At 43.7% G+C, this 23,089-nt stretch carries 21 protein-coding genes and 2 tRNA genes; 18 read left to right on the top strand and 5 right to left on the bottom strand.

Going from position 1 to position 23,089, the window contains the following annotated elements; all coding sequences use genetic code 11:
- Window positions 1-3 precede the first annotated feature (3 nt).
- Both H8S64_RS01880 and H8S64_RS22680 read right to left on the bottom strand, forming a co-directional pair.
- Complete coding sequence (locus H8S64_RS01880; RefSeq protein WP_186974720.1) at window positions 4-966, bottom strand: hypothetical protein; 963 nt, start codon at window positions 964-966, stop codon at window positions 4-6.
- Entirely contained in the window at window positions 963-1,286 is a 324-nt protein-coding gene (locus H8S64_RS22680) for a GNAT family N-acetyltransferase (protein WP_186974990.1), read from the bottom strand. The genes H8S64_RS01880 and H8S64_RS22680 overlap by 4 nt, the downstream gene beginning before the upstream one ends.
- Before the next feature lie 530 nt (window positions 1,287-1,816).
- Here H8S64_RS22680 and H8S64_RS01870 point away from each other — a divergent pair.
- From H8S64_RS01870 to clpB, 4 genes are all read left to right on the top strand, one after another.
- Entirely contained in the window at window positions 1,817-2,230 is a 414-nt protein-coding gene (locus tag H8S64_RS01870; protein ID WP_186974719.1) for a hypothetical protein, read from the top strand.
- Between the two features lie 134 nt (window positions 2,231-2,364).
- Window positions 2,365-3,345 (top strand): hypothetical protein, encoded by a 981-nt coding sequence (locus H8S64_RS01865; protein WP_186974718.1) that lies wholly within the window; start codon window positions 2,365-2,367, stop codon window positions 3,343-3,345.
- A 24-nt stretch (window positions 3,346-3,369) separates the two neighbouring features.
- Entirely contained in the window at window positions 3,370-4,437 is a 1,068-nt protein-coding gene (mtnA, locus tag H8S64_RS01860) for an S-methyl-5-thioribose-1-phosphate isomerase (protein WP_186974717.1), read from the top strand.
- Window positions 4,438-4,651: 214 nt separating this feature from the next.
- A complete protein-coding gene (clpB, locus tag H8S64_RS01855; RefSeq protein ID WP_186974716.1) occupies window positions 4,652-7,243 on the top strand; it encodes an ATP-dependent chaperone ClpB in 2,592 nt (863 codons plus the stop codon).
- A gap of 156 nt (window positions 7,244-7,399) precedes the next feature.
- On the opposite strand, the gene H8S64_RS01850 is transcribed toward clpB, so the two are convergent.
- Window positions 7,400-7,484, bottom strand: a tRNA-Leu gene (locus H8S64_RS01850).
- 4 nt (window positions 7,485-7,488) lie between these two features.
- Window positions 7,489-7,564, bottom strand: a tRNA-Gly gene (locus tag H8S64_RS01845).
- Window positions 7,565-7,808: 244 nt separating this feature from the next.
- Between H8S64_RS01845 and H8S64_RS01840 the strand changes: the two genes are divergently transcribed.
- The 10 genes from H8S64_RS01840 (at window position 7,809) to H8S64_RS01795 (ending at window position 19,029) form a co-directional block, all read left to right on the top strand.
- Window positions 7,809-8,675: a cell division protein FtsX gene (locus H8S64_RS01840; protein WP_186974715.1), complete on the top strand. Its 867-nt coding sequence runs from the start codon at window positions 7,809-7,811 to the stop codon at window positions 8,673-8,675.
- Window positions 8,676-8,690: 15 nt separating this feature from the next.
- Complete coding sequence (locus tag H8S64_RS01835) at window positions 8,691-8,948, top strand: DUF3098 domain-containing protein (RefSeq protein ID WP_099291125.1); 258 nt, start codon at window positions 8,691-8,693, stop codon at window positions 8,946-8,948.
- Between the two features lie 69 nt (window positions 8,949-9,017).
- Window positions 9,018-9,806, top strand: a complete 789-nt coding sequence (locus tag H8S64_RS01830; protein WP_099291124.1) for an undecaprenyl-diphosphate phosphatase — start codon at window positions 9,018-9,020, stop codon at window positions 9,804-9,806.
- Window positions 9,806-10,522 carry a tRNA pseudouridine(55) synthase TruB gene (gene truB / locus H8S64_RS01825; RefSeq protein ID WP_186974714.1) on the top strand — a complete coding sequence of 239 codons (717 nt, stop codon included), beginning with the start codon at window positions 9,806-9,808 and terminating at the stop codon, window positions 10,520-10,522. Before H8S64_RS01830 ends, truB begins: the two co-directional genes overlap by 1 nt.
- Window positions 10,523-10,559: 37 nt before the next feature.
- Complete coding sequence (queA, locus tag H8S64_RS01820) at window positions 10,560-11,609, top strand: tRNA preQ1(34) S-adenosylmethionine ribosyltransferase-isomerase QueA (RefSeq protein ID WP_186974713.1); 1,050 nt, start codon at window positions 10,560-10,562, stop codon at window positions 11,607-11,609.
- Window positions 11,610-11,682: 73 nt separating this feature from the next.
- Window positions 11,683-14,985: a transcription-repair coupling factor gene (gene mfd / locus H8S64_RS01815; protein WP_186974712.1), complete on the top strand. Its 3,303-nt coding sequence runs from the start codon at window positions 11,683-11,685 to the stop codon at window positions 14,983-14,985.
- Between the two features lie 28 nt (window positions 14,986-15,013).
- Entirely contained in the window at window positions 15,014-15,778 is a 765-nt protein-coding gene (locus H8S64_RS01810; RefSeq protein ID WP_186974711.1) for a type III pantothenate kinase, read from the top strand.
- A gap of 95 nt (window positions 15,779-15,873) precedes the next feature.
- Complete coding sequence (locus H8S64_RS01805; protein ID WP_255469384.1) at window positions 15,874-17,199, top strand: tetratricopeptide repeat protein; 1,326 nt, start codon at window positions 15,874-15,876, stop codon at window positions 17,197-17,199.
- Between the two features lie 3 nt (window positions 17,200-17,202).
- Window positions 17,203-17,781, top strand: coding sequence for an LPS export ABC transporter periplasmic protein LptC (lptC, locus tag H8S64_RS01800; RefSeq protein ID WP_186974709.1), 579 nt, complete (start codon window positions 17,203-17,205; stop codon window positions 17,779-17,781).
- Complete coding sequence (locus H8S64_RS01795) at window positions 17,782-19,029, top strand: hemolysin family protein (protein ID WP_099291117.1); 1,248 nt, start codon at window positions 17,782-17,784, stop codon at window positions 19,027-19,029. It abuts the gene before it with no gap.
- Between the two features lie 26 nt (window positions 19,030-19,055).
- On the opposite strand, the gene H8S64_RS01790 is transcribed toward H8S64_RS01795, so the two are convergent.
- Window positions 19,056-20,132 carry a mannose-1-phosphate guanylyltransferase gene (locus H8S64_RS01790; protein WP_186974708.1) on the bottom strand — a complete coding sequence of 359 codons (1,077 nt, stop codon included), beginning with the start codon at window positions 20,130-20,132 and terminating at the stop codon, window positions 19,056-19,058.
- A gap of 175 nt (window positions 20,133-20,307) precedes the next feature.
- Here H8S64_RS01790 and H8S64_RS01785 point away from each other — a divergent pair, with 175 nt between their 5' ends.
- Genes H8S64_RS01785 through H8S64_RS01770 form a run of 4 tightly spaced genes read left to right on the top strand, consistent with a single transcriptional unit; the run spans window position 20,308 to window position 23,066 of the window.
- Entirely contained in the window at window positions 20,308-21,006 is a 699-nt protein-coding gene (locus tag H8S64_RS01785) for an MlaE family ABC transporter permease (RefSeq protein WP_369859647.1), read from the top strand.
- Complete coding sequence (locus H8S64_RS01780) at window positions 21,006-21,770, top strand: ABC transporter ATP-binding protein (protein ID WP_186974707.1); 765 nt, start codon at window positions 21,006-21,008, stop codon at window positions 21,768-21,770. Before H8S64_RS01785 ends, H8S64_RS01780 begins: the two co-directional genes overlap by 1 nt.
- Window positions 21,771-21,784: 14 nt before the next feature.
- Window positions 21,785-22,729 (top strand): DUF4296 domain-containing protein, encoded by a 945-nt coding sequence (locus H8S64_RS01775; protein ID WP_186974706.1) that lies wholly within the window; start codon window positions 21,785-21,787, stop codon window positions 22,727-22,729.
- Window positions 22,730-22,733: 4 nt separating this feature from the next.
- Window positions 22,734-23,066 carry a hypothetical protein gene (locus H8S64_RS01770; protein WP_186974705.1) on the top strand — a complete coding sequence of 111 codons (333 nt, stop codon included), beginning with the start codon at window positions 22,734-22,736 and terminating at the stop codon, window positions 23,064-23,066.
- The last annotated feature ends 23 nt before the right edge of the window (window positions 23,067-23,089 follow it).

Here is a 23,089-nt window from a genome sequence, read left to right as displayed (position 1 = left end):
GTTTTAAAGAAGATTTTGTGCTCTTGATAAATCTCTTGCGTGTTTCTTAAATAAGTGCAATAATTGTATCCCTATCCCCATTGTGAGCATACGTTCTTTTTTATTTGCCAATAAGTTTTGAGTCCAGTTAAGTAATCCTCCATCACCTATTTCATGTTCTACCCCATTAATAATAATCTTAGCTTTAATTCTAATGCCGTAGTAATAATTATTGTGTGAATCTAATTTGGCAATACGAATATCCAAACCGCTATTTTTATTATAAAATAAGGTATCTGATACCAATTGACTTTTTTCATCATATCCTTTGCAGGGTATAATTTCAAAGAATATATTTTCAAACCCAAAGACTTCTTTGCAGACCTTCTGTGTTATGGCTAAATGTTTATGTAATTCAGTTCTTTCAAATTCAAAACTACCCGTATCCATACCGCACGAAATTAGGCACAAAAGAGGAAAATGAGGTGTAAAATTTGGGTTTGAGAAAACCTGAGTTCTTATAACTCTTGATACATTACCAAAATTATATGTTTTCTCAGACAGTTCATTACTTTTCTTTAATGAAGCATAATGCAAAGCTATTGCATTTGTTGGGTCGGACTGAACTTCCGTGTTTCTTAGTGCTGTAAGAACTTTTTTTTGATTTACTGTTGCCATTACACTACTTGTACCTAATTGAGTAACAGGAGATAACTCAATTAATTCATAGTTGTTATTCGCAATTATTTTACAGCATTCCAATTCTTCCTCTTTAAATTCCAGAAAATCTAATTGTGCAGGTTTAGCCAATTTGTTTTTACTGTATTTACTCAATAAGGAAGATGGTGTTTCTTTTGTGGTACGCCTGTCAAACACCTCTAATAGCAAAGAGTTTAACTCTGAACCACTCAATTTATCGGACAGTATATCAACTATTTCATTTAGATTACACCTGCTAATTATATGTTTTATTGCTTCATCTTTCATATATTTATAATGCTATATATGTATTCATTAAATATTCGTCCTTCTTTTATGACGGACAATTTAACAATTGCCTCTTTCTCAAATCCAATTTTCTCTAATGCCCTCATTGATGCGACATTATATTCAAAAATATTTGCATATACCCTATTGATGCCTAATTGATTAAAAGCTATTGCAACTAATTGTTTAACTGCTTCTGTTGCATATCCATTTCTCCAATATTGTTCGCCAATCCAGTATCCTATTTCTGCATTAATTCTATAAACATCATTTTGAGGGATTAAACTACAACAACCGACAAACTCATTTTCAGCATAGATACCGAAAACATCTCCTAATGCCCCCTGTTGTAGCTAATTCAATAAAAGCAACGGCATCATCATGAGTGTATGGATGAGGAAATATGTCACGTAAGTTTATAGCAATCTTATAGTTATTTGCTAATTCACATATTATATGAGGTGACACATGTTCAATTTTACGTAATTCTACCATATCAATACATTTATTTTCTCACAAAGATATGCCTATTTGTGAGATGATTAAGTGTAAAAGTGAATCAAAATTCATCGAATTGCATTTTGCACTTAAAATTTGAGCATGATAGCGTATTTTACAAAGAAAGAAATATTTTATTCAGCAACACGATTAGATTATTATTTATATCTTTGTAATAGAGTTATTTGAAGCGATGGAAAAACTCAGTAGACCAAAGTAGTTTGCTCATTTCTATATCGTTACCCATTGTTATACTCTTCTTCTTCAAAAATCTATTATTCAATAGATTACAATCACATTTCTTGTTTCTCTGAACACAACTGTAATAATTGAAAATGCAAAATTGAAAATTATGAGAGAGGTATATGTATTGATTTTTGGACTGTTGCTGTTGGTACAGGCAGGATGTCATGACGTGACGGTCGGGTACTTGGAAACGAGGGAGGCCGTGTATCAATCGGACAGTATGATCGTTAAAGCGGAACTCGACCCCGATTGGGACGCGAGGCAGATAGAGTTTCAAATACCGTGGCAAAGCACTTCCATCGAGGGGGTGCAAGGAACCGCACCAATTCACTACTCCATCAAGAGTATAAATAGCGCTCATCCCGAGGTTGCCGATCAATTCACGATGCAAGGAAAAGGCATTATCGAGTTGCCGTGGAATCACACCGTACCACCCGGGCGGTACGTGATTAATATTCGGGTGTCGAACGAAGGATACACTTACGCTCTTGATTCGGTATTCACGGTGGTCGTGAAATAATGTAGGTAAACGGGGGAGTCGAAAGGCTCCCTCTTTCCTTTTATGCTTTAAATTATCAAGATGTGAAGGAAAATTTATAACTTTACAGTTAAATTATTTATAGTGAGATGAATGATGATATGAAAAGAGGTAAAATGAAAGGTTGTTTTGTGCTGATTTTGTTACTTTGTGTGATGAAGCCGGTTTGGGGACATTCGGATCTGATAATGACAAACAAATACGGGAACGTGGAGGTGTGGTATCAATTTGGTTTTAATCGACACGAGGAAAGGTTTAAGGCTCTAATTATCGGTCAGTTGGTGGAGATGCTTTCAAGAGAAATGGATTATAAACAGCCGATTATTTTAAGTTTTAAACATAGTTACGTGGACGATATTGTTCCCCGGTATAAACTTCAGTGCAGACGAGGAAGTACGGGTGATACCCTTTTGTTTAACTTGGAGGCGAAAACGTATAACGCGACGAAAACGCTTCAGCTGATAGAATATGGAATAAAGAACAAGGAAAGTGTTTTTAGGGAACAACGAGACACTACATTTGAGACTCGTTACTGGGGACCTCATACTGAAACTTCTTTGGGCAGGGCGAAAATAGATAAGGTTCTGAATCGGAAAGTTTCTTTTTTGGTGAATAAGGTGTTAGCGAATAAGATATACAGACCGAAAGATGATCATGATAAGATATCAGAGGGATTCATGTATTATTATCAAAATAATAAATATCATATTTTTTATAAGAAATGGGATGGATGTGGGCGTGTGTTGCTGGAATTGGATAATATATACCAATTCGGGCAGCTTGTCTATCCTGCTTTTGTATTAAGCAGTAGATGTGGGGTGATTTTTGATACGGATTCGACATTTTATGTGTTGACGAGGGATAATATGTCCAAGGAGGAGGATGCTCGTTATTTTATTTCAAAACGACATACGGTAACGGGGGTGAAAGATGTGCATGAACCGTTTCATTTGGTCGAAATCGGGGAGAGGAATGTTATTATCGGTGTACGGCAATTTTTCAAGCCTGAACGAAATCTCCTTTACCGGGCAAAAGATGATTATTTGATTCAGAATTTGGATACCTTTGTTGACAAGTTTAAAGAAGTTGATAAGTAAAGAAATCCGGAAAACTATTGGGATATGGGAAATTTGTTTACGATGCTAACCGTTTGGGCGGATTACGGGCAAAACGCTTTGGTGATTTTGGATCAGACGTGCTTGCCGAACCGGGAGGTTTATCTGGCGTTGAAGACGGCGGAGGAGATTTGGGAGGCGATTTATTCGTTGAAGGTACGGGGAGCCCCGGCTATCGGGGTGGCAGCGGCTTACGGGGTTGCCGTGTTGATGCAGGGAGTAGAGGTGACGGATTTCGAGAGTTTCTATCGGGAGTTCGTGAAGGTAAAGAAGTATCTGGAGTCCTCTCGTCCCACGGCGGTGAATTTGTTTATGGCGTTAGACCGGATGGAAGCCCGGTTATTGCGACATCGGGGAGAAGGAGTGAAGGACTGGAAGCGGGTATTGCGGGAGGAGGCTGAGGCAATCCGGGAAGAAGACGCCGCAGCTTGCAAGCGAATCGGGGAGTGGGGGGTGTCGTTGCTGCGCCCGGGGATGGGGTTGCTCACGCATTGTAATGCGGGGCATTTGGCGGTGTCCGAGTACGGGACGGCTTTGGCGCCGGTTTACTTGGGACAAGAACGGGGATATGCCTTTTCCGTGTTTGCCGATGAAACTCGTCCTCTATTGCAGGGAGCCCGATTGACGGCTTACGAGTTGCAGAAGGCCGGGGTGGATGTCACTTTGATTTGTGATAATATGGCTTCAACGGTGATGAAGCAGGGACGGGTACAGGCCGTGCTGGTGGGGTGTGACCGGGTGGCTGCCAACGGGGATACGGCGAACAAGATTGGTACTTCGGGGGTAGCGGTATTGGCGAAATATTACGGTATCCCGTTTTACGTGTTAGGACCTACTTCAACGATAGACATGGGATGTCCCACGGGTGAACAGATCGAGATCGAGGAGCGTGCCCGCGAGGAGGTGACGGAGAAATGGTATGCCCGGAGAATGGCGCCCGAAGGCGTGAAGGTGTATAACCCGGCTTTTGACGTGACTTCCGCTGATTTGATCACGGCGATTATCACGGAGCGTGGGATTGCTTATCCGCCTTTCGGGGGGACGTTAAGGATGTGGAAAGAAAAGACATTTTGACATAATAATTAGTGTTTTTAAAGACAAAATGACAGGAATGAAGATTTGCGGGGAAGTGTTTCTCGAAATGGAAAAATTTCCGATGCTTCTTTTATTTCTTGGTTAGCAGTGAGATGTGGCGTTTATTGATTTCATATTTCAATCGTGAAACTTTTGGGCGTGAGTTTCGGTATATACTTTGTAATTTCTAACGCAGAAAGGAGTGATTGAGACTATGAACATGAATAATTATACAATTAAGTCGCAAGAGGCGGTGCAGGCAGCAGTGCAGCTGGCGCAGGAAAAAGGTCAACAGGCGATCGAGACGGGTCACTTGTTGAAGGGGATAATGGAGAAGGGCGAAAATATCACCACTTTTATTTTTAATAAATTGGGTATTAATAGCCGGAATGTTGTCGCGGCGTTAGATCGTATCGTGGATGCTTACCCGAAGGTGTCGGGAGGTTCCCCCTATTTGTCCGACGAGGCGAACAAGGTGCTGGAGAAAGCCGCGAAGCTGGCGGGAGAGATGGGTGACCAATATGTTTCATTGGAGCATATTCTTTTAGGCTTGTTGTCGGTGAAAGATCCTGTGTCCGGTATGTTGAAGGATGCGGGTATGACCGAGAAAGAAACCCGGGAAGCGATCAACGAGTTGCGGAAGGGGTCGAAAGTAAATTCCCAATCGGCGGAGGATAATTACGATGCCTTGGGAAGGTACGCTATCAATTTGAATGAACGTGCCCGAAACGGGAAGCTCGATCCGGTGATCGGGCGGGATGACGAGATCCGTCGGGTGTTGCAGATATTGTCGCGGAGAACGAAGAACAACCCGATTCTGATTGGTGAACCGGGTGTGGGTAAGACCGCTATTGCCGAGGGATTGGCGCAGCGTATCGTGAACGGGGATGTGCCCTCGAATCTGGCATCCAAGAATATTTATTCTTTGGATATGGGTGCCTTGATTGCCGGGGCAAAATATAAAGGGGAGTTCGAGGAACGATTGAAAGCCGTGGTTAACGAAGTGTTGTCTTCCGAGGGAGAAATTATCCTGTTTATCGACGAGATACATACTTTGGTCGGTGCGGGAAAATCCGACGGAGCCATGGATGCGGCGAATATACTGAAGCCGGCATTGGCAAGGGGTGATTTGCGGGCGATAGGTGCGACGACGCTGAACGAGTACCAGAAGTATTTCGAGCAGGACAAGGCGTTGGAGCGCCGGTTCCAGAAGGTGATGATTGACGAACCGGACGTGATGAGCGCGATCAGTATTATGCGCGGCTTGAAAGAGCGTTACGAGAATCACCATAAAGTGCGGATCACGGATGACGCGATTATTGCTTCCGTGGAGTTGTCGCACAGGTATATTTCCGATCGTTTTTTGCCCGACAAGGCGATTGACTTGGTGGACGAGGCGGCTGCCCGTCTGCGGTTGGAGATGAATTCCGTGCCGGAAGAGATTGACGAGTTGGATCGTAAGATCAAGCAGTTGGAGATCGAGAAAGAGGCGATCAAGCGGGATGGCAAAAGTAAGAAATTGGACGAGATTCAGAAGGAATTGGCGGATTTGAACCAAGAACGCACGAAATTGCGTGCTCAATGGGAGTCCGAGCGATCCTTGATTGACGAGATACAGAAGAATAAGGATGCGATAGAGCAGTACAAGTTCGAGGCTAGTCGTGCTGAACGCGAAGGCGATTACGGTAAAGTTGCCGAGTTGCGTTACGGTAAAATCAAGCAGGCGGAGGCGAGAATCGAGGAGGTAAAAGCCAAGCTGGCGGATATGAAGCACGGGGAATCGCTGATCCGGGAAGAGGTGACGGAGGATGATATTGCCGCCGTGGTTTCTAAATGGACGGGGATTCCGGTGAGCCGCATGATGCAGAGTGAAAGGCAGAAGTTATTGCATCTGGAGGATGAATTACACAAGAGGGTGGTTGGTCAGGAAATGGCGATCGTGGCATTAGCTGATGCGGTACGACGGAATCGTGCCGGGTTGCAGGATGCTAAACGACCGATCGGTTCATTTATCTTTTTGGGAACGACGGGTGTCGGAAAAACCGAGTTGGCGAAGGCATTGGCGGAGTTCCTGTTTGACGACGAGTCATTGATGACCCGTATAGATATGTCCGAGTACCAAGAACGTCATTCCGTGTCCCGGTTGATCGGAGCGCCTCCCGGATACGTGGGATATGACGAGGGCGGACAGTTGACGGAAGCTGTTCGGCGGAAACCGTATTCCGTGGTGTTGCTCGACGAGATCGAGAAGGCGCACCCGGACGTGTTCAATATCTTGTTGCAAGTGTTGGATGACGGTCGTTTGACAGATAATAAAGGTCGGGTGGTCGATTTCAAGAATACGATTATCATCATGACTTCAAATATCGGCGCGCATATTATTCAGGATAAACTGAAAGGTATTGACGAGAATAACCGGGACGAGGTGTTAGAGAAGACAAATCGCGAGGTTTACGAGATGCTGAAACAGACGATTCGTCCCGAGTTCCTGAACCGTATTGACGAGATCGTGATGTTTGCCCCGTTGAAGAAGTCCGAGATCGTGGATATCGTGCGTTTGCAGTTTAACGGAGTCAAGAAGATGCTGGGGAATAACGGTATCGCTATCGAAATTTCGGATAAAGCCGTGGAATGGCTTGCCGAAGCCGGATATGATCCGCAATTTGGTGCCCGCCCCGTGAAACGGGTGATACAGCGTACTTTGCTGAATGAGTTGTCCAAGCAAATATTGGCGGAGGAGGTGTCGCGGGACAGCCGTATCGTGGTAGACGTGAAGGATGACAAGATTGTCTTTGAGAATAAGTGAGAATACTAAAATAAGTGTATAGAAGGTGTTTGACAAGTGTTGTTGAACACCTTTCTGATTTTATTTATGATTTAGTGGTGAATTATTGAAGTTCAGCAGATAGAGATTGTATAAAAAAAGAGTTAGCAATTGATGCTAACTCTCTAAAATTCCGTGTACTCGAGGCGGGACTTGAACCCGCACAGCCGCAATGGCCACGGGATTTTAAGTCCCGCGTGTCTACCGATTCCACCACTCGAGCAACTTGGAGCGAAAAACGGGACTCGAACCCGCGACCCTAACCTTGGCAAGGTTATGCTCTACCAACTGAGCTATTTTCGCATAATTGCTTGCAAAATTTGACAGGAACGCTTTCCATTTTTGCGATTGCAAATATAGGGCAATTTTTAATACGTGCAAAAGGTTTTAGGAGAAAATGCGGCAGATTTTTTTAATTGATTTCTTAAAATCTGTTATTCATGGAGTTATTCGGGGATGAGATGAAGAGTTGTGATGATTTTTTTCTTGAATTGATTGTTCTCGGGAGTAGAATGATTATATTTGTCGAGTTTTTAAGACAAAAACAATGTCAGGTACAGGAAGCAAAAGAGGAAAAGGTTCATATTTTGTTTCCACGATCAGTATTTCTCTAGTGCTGATCGTGGTGGGTATGCTTGTGTTTATTTTGTTGAATGCCCGGTTAATATCAGATCACGTGAGGCGGAATATCGGCTTTGCCGTTATCGTGAAAGACAACACGAATGAGGCGGAGATCAAGCGGGTGCAGAAGATTTTGGATACCCGTCCTTTTGTTTATTCTTCCACTTATATCACGAAAGAACAGGCCGCGAAATCTTTTAAAAAGGAGATGGGGGAAGATTTCGAGGCTATATTGGGAGGAAATCCCTTGTTGCCGTCAATAGAGATCAGGTTGAATCCCGAATACGCGAATAATGATTCGTTGGCTGTGATCGAGAAGGGGTTAGCCCGGTTTGATATTATCCACGAGGTATATTATCAGAAATCCATGATAGAGAGTATAAACGAGAATATTCATCGCATTACTTTGCTGTTTTTGATCGTGGGTGCCGTGTTGGTGTTGATCTCGTTCACGTTGATTCGTAACACGATTCATTTGGCGGTGTATTCCCAGCGATTGTTGATCAAGACAATGCAATTGGTCGGGGCGACGCCGTTCTTTATTTGCAAGCCTTTCGTGTATGGCAGCATGTGGCGGGGATTCTTTGGTGCGTTGATTGCTAACCTGATTTTATTGGGAGCTATATTTGTCGTGCAGGAGAAAGTGAGTAAAGTGATTAATATCATGCACATGGATGTCATTGTCGTTATGGTCGGATTCGTGATGCTTTCCGGGGTGCTGTTGTCGTTCTTCTCGGCATGGTTCTCGGTGCGGCGATATTTGAACAAGGATTTGAACACGTTGTACGCGTAAATTAAAATAAAGTATATGGCAAGAATTTTAAACGAAAAAAAAGACGGATTCCCTATCCCGAAAGAAAATTACAAGATGATTCTTATCGGATTCGGTATTGTTGTAGTCGGATTCCTGTTGATGATGGGTGGGGGAGCGGATTCTCCCGAAACGTTTAATTACGATATCTTTAGTTTCAGAAGAATCACGTTAGCCCCGATCGTTGTGCTGTTCGGTTTCGGTTTCGTGTTTTGGGCAATCATGCGGAAGTCCAAGGAAAAAGAGGAGAAATAGTATTAATATAAATTGAGTATTGAGTGTGCGTGCATTTTCAATTTTCAATTTTCAATTTTCAATTAATAAATGGAGTGGTTTCAGGCATTGGTTCTTGGGGTGATCCAAGGATTGACAGAATTTTTACCGGTAAGCAGTTCCGGACATTTGCAGATATTTAGTGCCTTATTTGGTTTACAGGGAGAGGAGAATCTGACGTTTGCCGTGGCGGTGCACGCGGCAACGGTTTGCAGTACGATCGTGGTCTTGTGGAAAGAGGTTTCAATACTTTTCAAAGGATTCTTTACTTTCAAGTATAATGATGAGATGGCCTACGTGTTGAAGATTTTTCTTTCAATGATTCCGGTGGCTATCGTGGGTTTTTGTTTTAAAGATTACGTGGAAGAGCTATTCGGTTCCGGGTTATTGGTTGTCGGTTGCATGTTGTTGGTGACCGCTTTGTTGTTGGCATTTGCTTATTATGCCAAACCGCGAGTGAAGGAGAAAATATCATTTATGGATGCTTTCGTGATCGGAATCGCTCAGGCTTGTGCCGTGTTGCCGGGTTTATCCCGTTCCGGTTCGACGATTGCCACGGGTATCCTGTTGGGAAATAAAAAAGAAGCGGTGGCGAAATTCTCCTTTTTAATGGTGTTAATCCCTATTTTGGGAGAGGCATTTCTTGATTTGATGAAAGGCGGATTCAGTGCTTCTCAAAGCGGAATCTCCACGGTTTCTTTGCTGGTAGGGTTTGTTGCCGCTTTCGTGTCGGGATGCATTGCATGCCGTTGGATGATCAATATCGTGAAGAAGGGTAAATTGATCTGGTTTGCGATTTATTGCGCGATTGCCGGTATATTGACGATTGTATTGGGATAATGAAGGAGTGGGGAAATATACGTTTTAGAGAGGGAGATGATTTTCGGGCGGGGGCTGTCCTTGTGGTGGATAAACCGTTGCGTTGGACGTCTTTCGATGTGGTAAACAAGATTCGCATCTGCCTGCGTAAAGGGTACGGGAAAATCAAGGTGGGACACGCGGGGACGCTGGACCCATTGGCGACGGGAGTTGTGATTGTTTGCGTGGGGAGAGAAACAAAGAATATAGAGGAGTACATGGGGCAGGAGAAGGAGTATGTGGCGGAAATAACTTTCGGGCACACGACGCCTTCTTATGATTTGGAAACATCTTTTGATGCGGAATTTCCGTATACACATGTCGATCGGGAATGTCTAGAGCAAGCTGTTCGTCAGTTTGTCGGGGAGATAGAACAATTCCCACCTTCTTATTCGGCGGTTCGTGTCGACGGGGTCCGTGCTTACGAGATGGCTCGCAGGGGGGACGAGGTTGAAATGAAAAGCCGGAAAGTGACCGTGAGGGAGATTGAAATATTGAAAGTGGAGTTTCCAATAGTGGAGCTTCGGATTGTTTGCAGCAAGGGGACTTATATCCGTTCTTTGGCACACGATTTGGGTAAAGCTTGCGGGAGCGGCTCGCATCTTTCCGCTTTAAGAAGGACTCGTGTAGGGGACTTTCGGGTGGAAGACGGATTTAAAATGGATGAAATTATTGGAATTTTAGGAGAAAATTTGTAATTTAGCAGGATTTGGTTAATATATAAAATTGTTCAGCATGAAACTATCAAAGTTTAAATATAAGTTGCCGCCGGAGTTAATCGCTTTGCATCCGGCTAAGAATCGGGATGAGGCTCGTTTAATGGTATTGGATCGAAAAACCGGAAAGATTGAACACAAGATTTTCAAGGATGTGATTGATCATTTCGATGAAAAAGACGTGTTCGTGTTTAACGACTCCAAGGTATTCCCGGCTCGGCTATATGGAAACAAGGAAAAGACAGGTGCGGAGATTGAAGTATTCCTGTTGAGAGAGTTGAACCCGGAATTACGTATCTGGGATGTACTGGTTGATCCGGCGCGGAAGATTCGTATCGGTAATAAGCTGTACTTCGGGGAAGATGATAGTATGGTGGCAGAGGTGATTGACAATACAACTTCCCGCGGGAGAACTTTGCGTTTTTTGTATGACGGGGAGTATGACGAGTTCAAAAAGGAGTTGTACGCGTTGGGCGAAACTCCGCTTCCCCGGTTTATCAACCGGAAGGTGGAGCCGGAGGATGCCGAGAACTATCAGACTATTTTTGCCAAGAACGAGGGGGCTGTTGCCGCTCCCACTGCTGGGATGCATTTTAGCCGCGAGTTGATGAAACGTATGGAGATCAGGGGTATTGATTTCGCTTATATCACGTTGCATGTAGGTTTGGGTAATTTCCGGGAAGTGGATGTCGAGGATTTGACAAAGCATAAGATGGACTCGGAGCAAATTATCGTGGGGCCGGAAACCGTGAAGATCGTGAATGATGCGAAAGACGAGAAGCATAAAATATGTGCCGTGGGAACAACTGTCGTGCGTACTCTGGAGAGTTGCGTGACGACGAAAGGACGGTTGACGGAGTTTGACGGCTGGACGAATAAATTTATATTTCCGCCGTATGATTTCAGCGTGCCGGATGCGTTTATTTCCAATTTCCATTTGCCTTATTCTACTTTGTTGATGATGGTAGCCGCTTTCGGGGGATATGAACATGTGATGGAGGCTTACGATGTTGCTGTCAAGGAGAAGTATAGATTCGGCACGTATGGAGATGCCATGTTGATTATATGATAAGGAATATATAGACAAATAGAAAGACGGTGTGCTGAAAGGTATGCCGTTTTTTTGATAAAGAGGAAGAAATTTGGAAGCAAAGGAGTTATTGAAACTTTTTCAGGCGCATCCTGTTGTCCGGAAGATTACCCGACGTTTGAGCGAACGCCCGGGAATAAAGATAAAACTGGAAAACGGGATCGGGTCGATTGTTTCGTTTGTTGCCGCTAGTGTCGAGCAGGAGATGAAGAGTCTTCAATTGTTCGTGATGAACGATAAGGAGGAGGCAGCCTATTTTTATAATGACCTGTTGACTTTCTTTGACGAGGAGAACGTGCGTTTCTTGCCTTCTTCCTATCGTCGGGTCGGTAATTTCGAGGATAAGGATAATGATTCTATTCTGGTTCGCACGGAAGTATTGAATGCTTTAACGGCAAAGCAGGTGAGCATGGTGGTGACTTACACGGAGGCGTTGGCTGAAAAAGTGGTCAGTAAGACCGTGCTTGCGGATATGTCGATGCCGGTTGCCAAGGGGGAGAAATTATCTATTTCTTTTCTTGAATCTTTGCTTTCCGAGTACGGGTTTGAGCGGAGTGATTTCGTGTATGAACCCGGGCAGTTTTCAATCCGGGGAAGTATCGTGGATGTCTATTCGTTCGCGGAGGAACGTCCCGTGCGAATGGATTTTTTCGGGGATGAGGTAGAAAGCATTCGTTATTTTGACGTGGAAACGCAGTTGTCGGAGCAATTGATCGATCGGGTGGTGATTGTTCCCGATTTGAGCGAGGCGACGGGGAAGGACGAGAGCGTGGGTTTGATGGAATTTTTGGGGAAGGATACCACGTGGTGGATGAAAAATTCGTTGTTGGTTCATGATCGGATTAACACGTTGAGAGAGGAAGATGCCGGGGATGTGTTGATTGATGCCGGAGATTTGTTTCACTCGATCGAAAGCAACAGCGTGATCGAATGGGGGCCGGAACTCTATTTCCGGGGAGATGTACTTCGTCTGGAGGCAGAGGTGCAACCCGCGGTGAACAAGCAGTTTGATTTGCTGGCGGAACATTTGTCGGATAAGCAACAGAATGGTTATTCCATTTATCTTTGTTCAACGAATGACATGCAGTTGCAGCGATTGAGGGATATATTCTCGGATAAAGGGTATGCGGTTAATTTTGTCCCGGTGGACGGTACGGTACACGAGGGATTTAGTGATGCCGATGTCAAGATATGCGTGTACACGGAACACCAGATTTTCGACCGTTACCAGAAATATCGTTTGAAGACCACCCAGATACGCAAGGGACGGGAAGCGATCACGATCAGTGAATTGCAAAACCTGCATCCCGGTGATTACGTGGTTCATATAGATCATGGAATCGGACGGTTCGGGGGATTGACAAAAATAAATAATGACGGTAGGGAGCAGGAGGCAATACGCTTGGTGTACAAGAATAACGCCGAGTTGTACGTGAGCCTGCACTCCTTGCATAAGATTTCCAAATACAAGGGGAAGGACGGCGAGCCGCCTGCCGTGAGTAAATTAGGCGGCGAGGCATGGAATAAGCTGAAACAGCGTACGAAATCAAGGGTGAAGGATATTGCCCGGGAATTGATCGCTTTGTACGCTAAACGTCGTAGAGAGGAGGCTTATGCTTTTTCAAAAGACAGTTTTTTGCAGGATGAACTGGAGGCTTCTTTCATGTACGAGGAGACTCCCGACCAGATGAAGGCGATTCAGGCGGTGAAGGAGGATATGGAGAAACCTCACGTTATGGATCGTCTGGTGTGCGGGGATGTCGGCTTCGGGAAAACGGAAGTCGCTATCCGGGCGGCATTTAAGGCGGTCGCAGACAGTAAGCAGGTGGCGGTACTTGTGCCGACGACCGTGTTGGCTTATCAACATTACAATACTTTTAAAAAGCGTTTGGAGGGAATGCCTTGTCGGGTGGAGTATATCAGCCGGATGAAGAAGAGTGCGGATATCAAACGGATTTTGAAAGATCTGGAAGCGGGGAAAGTGGATATTATTATAGGAACTCATCGTCTTACAAGTCTGGACGTGAAGTTTAAAGACCTTGGACTGTTGGTCGTGGACGAGGAGCAGAAGTTCGGGGTGGCGGTGAAAGAGAAGTTGAAGCGTTTGAAATTGAACGTGGATACGATTACCATGACGGCAACGCCGATCCCGCGTACGTTGCAATTCTCGTTGATGGGAGCCCGGGATATGTCGATTATACGGACTCCGCCGCCTAACCGCTATCCGATTGTGACGGAATTGCACCGGTTTGACGAGAAGATTATCAAAGATGCTATAACGTACGAGGTGAGCCGTGGCGGACAGGTCTTTTTTATTCATAACCGGGTGGATAATATCCGGGATATACAATATATGATTCATCGTTTGATCCCGGGTATTAAAAGTTGCGTGGGGCACGGGCAGATGAGTGGCGAGGAGTTGGAAACCGTGATGCACGATTTTATCCGGGGGGATTACGATGTGTTGATAGCGACGACTATTATAGAGTCGGGATTAGATATCCCGAATGCAAATACGATTATTATTAATCAGGCACAAAACTATGGGTTGAGTGACTTGCATCAATTACGCGGACGGGTAGGGCGTTCTAACCGGAAGGCCTTTTGCTACTTGTTGGCCCCGCCTTTGGAGTTGGTGAATGCGGACGCCCGAAGGCGGTTGAAAGCTATCGAGGATTATAGCGGGTTGGGAAGCGGCTTCAATATTGCCATGCAGGATTTGGATATCCGCGGGGCGGGAAATATATTGGGTGGCGAACAATCGGGTTTTATAGCGGAAATCGGTTACGAGGCTTACCAGCGTATTCTGAACGAGGCATTGTTGGAGTTGAGGGATGAGGAATTTCCGGAATTGCAGAAAGAGCAGGCTGACGAGCCGACGGCTTTCACGACGGATTGCGTGATTGATACGGATTTCGCTTTATTGATACCGGATACTTACGTGGAAAACGTGAGCGAGAGGATTCGTTTATACCGGGAGTTGGATAATATCACGGACGAGAGTGCCTTACAGCGTTTCGAGATCGAGATGCGGGATCGGTTCGGGGAAATACCTTCAAAGGTTAGCGGGTTAGTCGAGGTTGTGCGGATTCGTCAGAGATGTGTCGATTTGGGTATAGAGCGTCTGATGGTGAAGAATAATAAAATGGTCGTTTATTTTATCAGTGATCAAGATTCTCCGTTCTATGCTTCGCCGGTTTTCAGTGAATTGCTTAAATTCGTGCAGAAACAGATTATTCCTTGCAAGATGAGTGAAAAGAATGATAAATTGAGTCTGATTTTCACGGATATAAAGGATATTAATAAAGTGTCGGCGATTATCCGGGAGGTTTGGGAGTACGTTTATGAAAGTTGAAAGTGATAAACTATAAAATGGGAAATTAGTGAATCTGATCGTTGATATAGGAAATACGCGTACCAAATACGCCGTTTATGATGACGGGGATTGGGTTGTTTGCGGCATGGGCGTGCCGGAAGCATACGAATTGGCGTCCGCTTATTTGCACCGGGGGCAGGAAGTGAATATGATCTTGTCGAGCACGGGAGCAATATCCGAAGAAGTACGGGAGCATTTGAAGAGCGTTTCTACTTTTTTCTGCGAGATGTCGCCGGAAATGGATTTGCCAATCAGATTGGGATACGATACGCCGAAGACTTTAGGCGTAGACCGGATAGCCGGGTGCGTGGGGGGTGTCGTGTTATTTCCGGGAAAGGAATTATTGATTATCGATTCGGGAACGGCTATCACGTATGATTTCGTGAGCGCGGATGGGGAATTTCGAGGTGGGAATATTTCCCCGGGGTTGGGGATTCGTTTCCGTGCCTTGAACGAGTTCACTGTGAGTCTGCCGTTGGTGAAATGTGATGTGAATCACGGCTATATAGGGAAAAATACACATGATGCCATCTTGAACGGCGTGATGAATGGTACACTTTTTGAAATAAGAGGTTATATAGATGAGATTTACCGTGATAATCCCGATGCTGTGGTGATTATTACTGGGGGAGGAAGTGAATATTTGAAAAAAACACTGAATAGATCCGTCTTTTTTGAGGATAAACTGGTAAACTTAGGTTTAAACAGAGTTTTAGAATATCAAAAACGGTTAATAGGCAGTGAAAAATTAAGGATAGATTTCCGTATTTGAAAAATAGTGGTAATTTTGCAAACGTGTTCAAGTTGGAACACATGCTGTGATGAAAAATACTAATTCGAACTATAACTTAAAATAAAGGGATGACCATGAAAAAAATTGCTGTACTGGCATTAGGAATGTGTTTATTCACTATCGGGACGAAGGCGCAAACGTTGGAGTCTAAATTTGGGCTGGATAGCGCGAATACCATTTTGAATGCCTCTCTTTACACAGAATATTTTAAACAGAAAAATTTCGAGGAGGCTTTAGCTCCTTGGAGATACGTGTTCTTGAATGCTCCGGCATTTCAGTTGAATACTTACGTACGCGGTGAGGTGATCATGGAGTATATGATTAGAAAGACCAAGAAGAAGGAATACGTGGATACTTTGATGATGGTTTTTGATCGCCGTAACCAATACATGAAGAATAATCCCAACAATAAGGAAGGAATTGTATTGGGGAAAAAAGGTATGGCCCAATTCAAGTATGCTAATGGCGACATAAACATGATTAAAGATGCTTTCCATAATATGATGAAGTCATACGAGTTGGAAAAGGATGTTCCTCCTATGCAAGTTCACATGACATTTCAAGTAGCGTGTGCATTAGCCAAGGAAAATCAACTGACAAAGGATGATTTTATCAACTTGTATATTGATTTTGCCGATTTCGTGGATAAGCAAGCCAGTTCGGGAGAAAAAGGCTGTGATGATTATCTGGTATGTAAGGCAAATCTGGAAGCCATGTTTATTGATTCCGGATTGGCAGACTGCATGACTTTAAACGACTTGTTGGTTAAAAAGTACGAGGCAAACAAAGATAGTCTGAGTGTATTGAAAGATATTTACAAATTGCTGAAAAAGCAAGATTGTACGGATTTACCGTTGTACGCTACTATCGCGGAAAGTATTTATCACAAGGAGCCGAGTGCTGAAGCTGCTTACGGTTTGGCTATTATGTTTTATCGTAAGAATGATATTCCCAAATTCGAACAATACTTGAAAGAAGCAATTGACAAAACAGATAACGAAACGGATCGTGCCGATTATAATTTGAATCTGGCTCAGGTGTATCTATCTACCAAAAGAGATTACCAGCAAGCAAAGAAATATGCTTTGGCAGCTTTGAAGAGTAATCCGAACTTGGGACAGGCTTATCTGACTATCGGTTTGGCTTATGCTTCTGCCAGCAACAGTTACGAGGGAGATGAATTTGAGAAACGTACTGTATTCTGGGCTGCCGTAGATAAATTTACTAAGGCAAAACAAGTTGATCCTTCAGTTGCAGAAAAGGCGAATGAGTTTATTTCCAAGTATTCTGTTTACTTCCCGTCGAAAGAAGATGCATTCTTCCGTTCTATCACGTCAGGTGCAACTGTTAAAGTCGGTGGTTGGATTAATGAAACAACGACAGCTAGATTTAAAGAATAATATATGATATTTCGATATCGTGCTTTAGGAATAATGATAAGAAGCATTACCGCCCTTGTTTTTTGGGCGGTAATGCTTTTCTCGTGCAAAACGGACATCAAGGAGGTCAACGCTATCAATACACGGGCGGGATTACCCGAAATGTCAGGGGAAAACATGGAATTGTTTTATTCCGATTCCGCACGACTGAAATATCGGGTAACGACACCGCTTTATAACAAGTATAACGAGGAAAACAAGAAATATGATGAATTCCCGAAAGGGATTCATGCCGAGTTGTACGAGAAAGACGGAACGATGATCGGTTCCATCACTTCGAAATACGCGAAGAAATTGGAAGAGGAGATGCTGTGGGAATTGCGTGATGATGTTGTCGTGATTAATGATAAGGGTGAGAAGTTGGAAACGGAGCTTCTTTATTGGGATATGAAGAAGGAGATCGTTTACTCCGATCGCTATTCCCGCTTAACGGCGGACGAGAATATTATCGAGGGAAACAACGGATTCAAGTCCGACCAATCGTTACGGAATCCGGTCTTTAATAAAGTGACCGGGGTAATTGTAGAAAAACAACAGCCTTAAATGTCAGTATTAGTAGCTATATTAATTTGTCTGGTGTTGTCTGCTTTCTTTTCTGGAATGGAGATTGCATTCATGGCATCCAATAAGTTGCTTATAGAGATTGATAAATCGAATAAGGGTATCACGCAGAAGGTGATAGACCTTTTTATATCCAATTCAGGAATGTATATTACCACGATACTGGTGGGTAATAACGTGGTAATGGTCGTGTATGGTATTTTTATGTCCGATTACCTTGATCCTCGTTTGGAAAGTTATGGTATTTCATTGGGATTGAGATTGATACTGGTAACCTTAATCTCTACTTTAATTATGTTGGTATCGGGCGAGTTTTTGCCTAAAGCGGTGTTCCGGTTGCGTCCGAATTTGTTTCTTCGTATTTTTGCAATACCTGTATTTATCTTTTATATCCTGTTTTTCCCGATTTCTTATTTCTCGGTATGGTTCGGGGGACTGTTGTTGCGGATATTCACGGGGCGTAAATTAGCGAAAGAGGAGAATCGTGCTTTCGGCAAGATAGACTTGAATAACCTGATAGAGGAGGGGGAAACTGCCGGCGTGGAGAACGAGGATGAACATGATATCAAGTTGTTCCGTAACGCCTTGGATTTCTCGGAAATCAAGTTGCGGGAATGTATCGTGCCGCGTCCGGATATCGTGGCTCTGCCCATAGACTGCAGTCTGGACGAGTTGCGGAACCGATTCGTGGAAACAGGGCTTTCCCGGATATTGATTTATCGGGATTCTATTGATAACGTGATTGGTTACGTGCATTCCTCGGCACTGTTTCATCACCCGGAGACCGTGAAGAAAGCGGTGAGTAAGATCCTGATCGTGCCCGAAACCATGTCGGCATTGAGATTGTTGAATCTTTTCACGAAGGAGCAGAAAAGTGTAGCCGTGGTCGTGGATGAATTTGGGATTACAGCCGGAATGGTGACGATAGAGGATATCATGGAAGAAATTTTCGGGGAGATAGAGGATGAACACGATCGTTTGAATTTGAAAGAAGAGCAATTAAGTCCGAATGAATTTATCTTTTCCGGTCGTTTGGAAGTGGATTACTTGAATGAAAAGTATGATTTGGAACTGCCGGAAGACGAGGAATACGAAACGTTAGCCGGATTGATCCTGTATTATAACGAGGATATTCCTGAAGAAGGAGAACAAATAGAGATCGAAAATGCCGTGTACGAGATATTGAGCGTAAAGAGTGCGCGGATTGAAGAAGTGAAAGTAACCGTATAAAGTACAGATATAAAAAAGGAGCTTTTCTAAAGCTCCTTTTTTGTATGTTTCAGCATATCATCAAAATGCCGGATATTGTCTTCATGCTCCCGATGACAAATCATGAGTACGTCTTTGTTTTCGGCAATGATAATATTCTCGATGCCTTCGATAATCACTTTCTTGTCGCGGGGGACATTAACGATACACCCTTTGGAATCCGTGAATAGCACGTGTTCACTATTGGATACGTTATCGTTTTCGTCTTTCGGGCTGATTTCGTGGAACGAATGCCATGTTCCCACGTCAGACCAACCGAATTCCCCTTTCATAACATATACTTTCGAAGATTTTTCCATGATGCCGAAGTCGATGGAAATATTCCGGCACTGGCTGTAAATATGTGATATGTTCTCTTGTGAATCCGGATTCTCCGCGTTTTTGTATTCTTGCTCGAACAGCAGGTAAATGTCTTCCAAGTAAGTTTTAAATTCCCCGATAATATCTTTTACTTTCCACACGAATATTCCGGCATTCCACAGGAAGTCCCCGGATTCCAAAAAGACTTTTGCAAGTTCGACATCCGGTTTCTCGGTGAAGGTCTTTACTTTGGAAATGAATTCGGAGAATTTGTTTTTCTTGATCTGAATGTAACCGTATCCGGTTTCCGGTCTGGTGGGTTTGATACCGATTGTAAGTAAGCCCCCGAATTGCTCGATAAAGGAGAGTCCTTTCTGGATATTATCAATATACACGAGGTCATTACTGATAAAATGGTCGGAAGGGACAACAACCATATTGGCGTTCGGGTTAATACGGGCTATCCGGTAGGCAGCGTAAGCGATACACGGGGCAGTATTTTTACCAAACGGTTCTTTGAGGATATTTTCGGTTGGAATCTCCGGGATCTGTTCTTTGGTCAGGTCTTCATAGGCTACACCCGTTACGATGAAGATGTTTTGGGTATCAAAGATCTGGTTTGCTCGTTCGAATGTTTGGCGAAGGAAGCTTTTCCCAACGTTCAGAATGTCACAAAATTGTTTCGGGCAAGCCTTGGTACTCACGGGCCAAAAGCGTTTTCCCAATCCTCCGGCCATAATAACGCAATACGAGTTCTTGTTCATTTCTAGTTATAAGTTTAAAATTAAATTTCATCTTATTGTTGTCGAAATTAGTAATAAATCCGTGAATAATTTCTATTTTTACGATAAAATTTGAAGAAGGAGGTTCAGGAGGGTCTTATATAAGGAGTTAATGCCGATGAAAGCTTTAAATAGGATAGGGGAGTACATATTATTTATGGGGCGAATTTTTACCAAGCCCGAAAAGAAGAGGGTGTACCTGAAGGAATTAGTCAACGAGTTGGAAAAACTGGGACTGAATTCAATCGTGTTGGTCGCTATTATTTCTTTTTTTATCGGGGTCGTGTTGACATTGCAGACGGCTTACAATATGTCCAGTCCTTTGCTTCCCCGTTACTTGATTGGATACTTGACGCGGGAAACTTTGTTACTGGAGTTTTCCTCCACGATCGTGAGTTTGATACTAGCGGGAAAGATCGGGAGTAATATCGCTTCCGAGATCGGGAGTATGAAGATCACGGAACAGATAGAGGCACTGGAAGTGATGGGTGTGAATACCGTGTCTTATCTCGTGGGACCTAAAATCGCGGCGGCGTTGGTGGTGAATCCGATACTTTATATATTCAGTGTTTTTATCGGGATTATCGGGGGTATCGCTTCGGGTATCGCTACCGGGGTTGTCAATTACGATGACTATATTCACGGGTTGCATTTCTCGTTTAATCCTTATTATGTGACTTATTCCATTATAAAAACGTTGTTCTTCGCCGTGATATTTACCTCTATACCGGCATTTTACGGGTATAGCGTGCAAGGCGGAGCCTTGGAAGTCGGTAAGGCAAGCACGAAAGCGGTGGTAGATAGTAGTATCGCCATTTTGCTTGTGAACGTGATATTAACCAAAATATTGTTGTAATGATACAGGCGGAAGGAGTATGTAAATCATTTGATAAGAAAGAGGTATTGTCGGATATCAATGCCGTTTTCGAGCCGGGTAAGGTAAATATGATTATCGGGAAGAGCGGTTCGGGGAAGACGGTGTTGTTGAAATCTCTGATTGGGCTGCATACTATTGATGCCGGGAGGATTTTGTATGACAATCGGGATATCACGGTAATGAATTCCAACCAGTTGAAAGAAATCCGGAAAGAGTTGGGAGTCGTGTTTCAAGGAGGGGCATTGTTTGACTCGCTAACCGTGTTGGAAAACGTGAAGTTCCCGCTGAATTTGTTCTCCGCGATGTCGGAAAAGGAAAAGATAGAACGCGCTATATTTTGTTTGAAGCGCGTGAATCTGGAGAACGTGGAAAATTTGTACCCGGCAGAGATTAGCGGTGGTATGAAGAAACGGGTTGCCATAGCTAGAGCTATCGTGTTGCAGCCGAAGTACTTGTTCTGTGACGAGCCGAATTCCGGGTTAGACCCATTGACATCGATAGTGATTGATAACCTGTTATCGGAAATCACGCACGAGTATAATATGACAACTGTAATCAACACGCATGATATGAACTCGGTATTCGAAATAGGAGAGAAAGTCTTGTTTATCCACGAGGGACATAAGGAATGGGAAGGTACAAACGAGAACATTATGTACTCTGATAACAAGGCGCTGAACGAATTTCTCTTCTCTTCGAAACTAAACAAAATGGTACGGGAAAAATTAAGACGAAAATGCTAAAAATAAAGAGAGATATGAAGCATATTGTATGGGTATTCATGATTGCCGTTTCTGTAATCGCCTGTTCGAAAGAGGTAGCGTTAAATAAAAATCAGTTTACGGCTCTGTTGATAGATATGCACATGGCAGACGGGGCGCTGGAAGTTGCTAAATTCGAACGTCGTAATGAAAAAGATAATTATTTGTACTATAACGATTTGTTCAAGAAATACGGGATTACCCGTGCGGATTTCGATTCCTGTCTGAATTATTACACGAGAAATTCCACGGAATTCAACAGGATATACGATGCAGTCATAGACACACTTAGTCGGCGGCAGACTCAGAAGATGCGCTTGTTGAGCCAGTTCACCAAAAATGACACGGTGAATTTATTCCCGGGCTACACGATGATTGTTGCCGATACTCTACGACTGGACTCCACCCGTGTCGGGGCGCCCAAGAAAGATTCAATCGTTTACGGGGAGCGGGTAGTGGAAGCGGACACAGTGCATTTCGATAAACGGAATCAATTCATATTGATTGAGGTGGATAGTATTGTCCCCGGCATGTATCATTTCTTCACGACATTAAAATGGAATAAGCGCGTGCAGGGCAGAAGTGCCAAGATAGAATCTTATTTTCTTTCTGCCGGTAACGATACGCTGAAAGTGATGGATGTCCCTGTTTCCACGTATGATACTATCCGGAGTCGGGAATATAAATGGGAACATTACGTGAAGGATTCCATGTACAATAAATTAGTTATAAAGATTGTAGATACCAAGGATGTTAAAAACGCGAAAGTAAAAACCAAGGAAATTGACGGTTGGGTGACGAAAACCCGCTTGAACCAGGTGTACGTGGGGGACAACAAAAGGAAACAATTGGAAGAGGAATACAAACAGAGAGAAGAGATGATGAAGGCGGCTTCCAAAGCCAATTTGCCCAAACGGGAAAGACCGAATGCAAGAAAATGAAAAGATGAATCTCAGAAAGATAGCAGCTAATTATATATTGTTACCCGGTTTTGAATTAATGCGTAACGGGTACGTGGTGTTGGAAGAGGGGCAGGTCACGGATGTCGTGGACACCGGGGGAGAAATAAAAGAAATACCGTGTCTTGAGTTTTACGGGGGAATGATTGTTGCCGATTTTGTCCGGGATGAAGTCGAGTGGCAGGAGGGTGATGATATACTGGTAAAGATAAAGGATTGTTATTCCCGTGAGAGCGGCAAAGGTTTAGCGATTATCCAAGGGGCGGACTTCGCTCGTTTCTCGTGGTTGAAAGACACCCGAATCAATCCATTAAGATAAGTTTAAATCAAAATAGATGAAGG

Source organism: Butyricimonas hominis, from assembly GCF_014287455.1.
In the GTDB taxonomy this organism is placed as follows: domain Bacteria; phylum Bacteroidota; class Bacteroidia; order Bacteroidales; family Marinifilaceae; genus Butyricimonas; species Butyricimonas muris.
This window is presented reverse-complemented; position numbering and strand designations above follow the sequence as displayed.

Coding starts and splice junctions, on each gene's coding strand:
- H8S64_RS01795 (WP_099291117.1), top strand. CDS start 17,782: ATGTCAGTATTAGTAGCTATATTAATTTGTCTGGTGTTGTCTGCTTTC.
- H8S64_RS01835 (WP_099291125.1), top strand. CDS start 8,691: ATGGCAAGAATTTTAAACGAAAAAAAAGACGGATTCCCTATCCCGAAA.
- H8S64_RS01880 (WP_186974720.1), bottom strand. CDS start 966: ATGAAAGATGAAGCAATAAAACATATAATTAGCAGGTGTAATCTAAAT.
- H8S64_RS01830 (WP_099291124.1), top strand. CDS start 9,018: ATGGAGTGGTTTCAGGCATTGGTTCTTGGGGTGATCCAAGGATTGACA.
- H8S64_RS01775 (WP_186974706.1), top strand. CDS start 21,785: ATGAAGCATATTGTATGGGTATTCATGATTGCCGTTTCTGTAATCGCC.
- H8S64_RS01785 (WP_369859647.1), top strand. CDS start 20,308: ATGGGGCGAATTTTTACCAAGCCCGAAAAGAAGAGGGTGTACCTGAAG.
- clpB (WP_186974716.1), top strand. CDS start 4,652: ATGAACATGAATAATTATACAATTAAGTCGCAAGAGGCGGTGCAGGCA.
- truB (WP_186974714.1), top strand. CDS start 9,806: ATGAAGGAGTGGGGAAATATACGTTTTAGAGAGGGAGATGATTTTCGG.
- H8S64_RS01770 (WP_186974705.1), top strand. CDS start 22,734: ATGAATCTCAGAAAGATAGCAGCTAATTATATATTGTTACCCGGTTTT.
- H8S64_RS01840 (WP_186974715.1), top strand. CDS start 7,809: ATGTCAGGTACAGGAAGCAAAAGAGGAAAAGGTTCATATTTTGTTTCC.
- mtnA (WP_186974717.1), top strand. CDS start 3,370: ATGGGAAATTTGTTTACGATGCTAACCGTTTGGGCGGATTACGGGCAA.
- H8S64_RS01780 (WP_186974707.1), top strand. CDS start 21,006: ATGATACAGGCGGAAGGAGTATGTAAATCATTTGATAAGAAAGAGGTA.
- lptC (WP_186974709.1), top strand. CDS start 17,203: ATGATATTTCGATATCGTGCTTTAGGAATAATGATAAGAAGCATTACC.
- queA (WP_186974713.1), top strand. CDS start 10,560: ATGAAACTATCAAAGTTTAAATATAAGTTGCCGCCGGAGTTAATCGCT.
- H8S64_RS01790 (WP_186974708.1), bottom strand. CDS start 20,132: ATGAACAAGAACTCGTATTGCGTTATTATGGCCGGAGGATTGGGAAAA.
- H8S64_RS01865 (WP_186974718.1), top strand. CDS start 2,365: ATGAAAGGTTGTTTTGTGCTGATTTTGTTACTTTGTGTGATGAAGCCG.
- H8S64_RS01870 (WP_186974719.1), top strand. CDS start 1,817: ATGAGAGAGGTATATGTATTGATTTTTGGACTGTTGCTGTTGGTACAG.
- H8S64_RS01805 (WP_255469384.1), top strand. CDS start 15,874: ATGAAAAAAATTGCTGTACTGGCATTAGGAATGTGTTTATTCACTATC.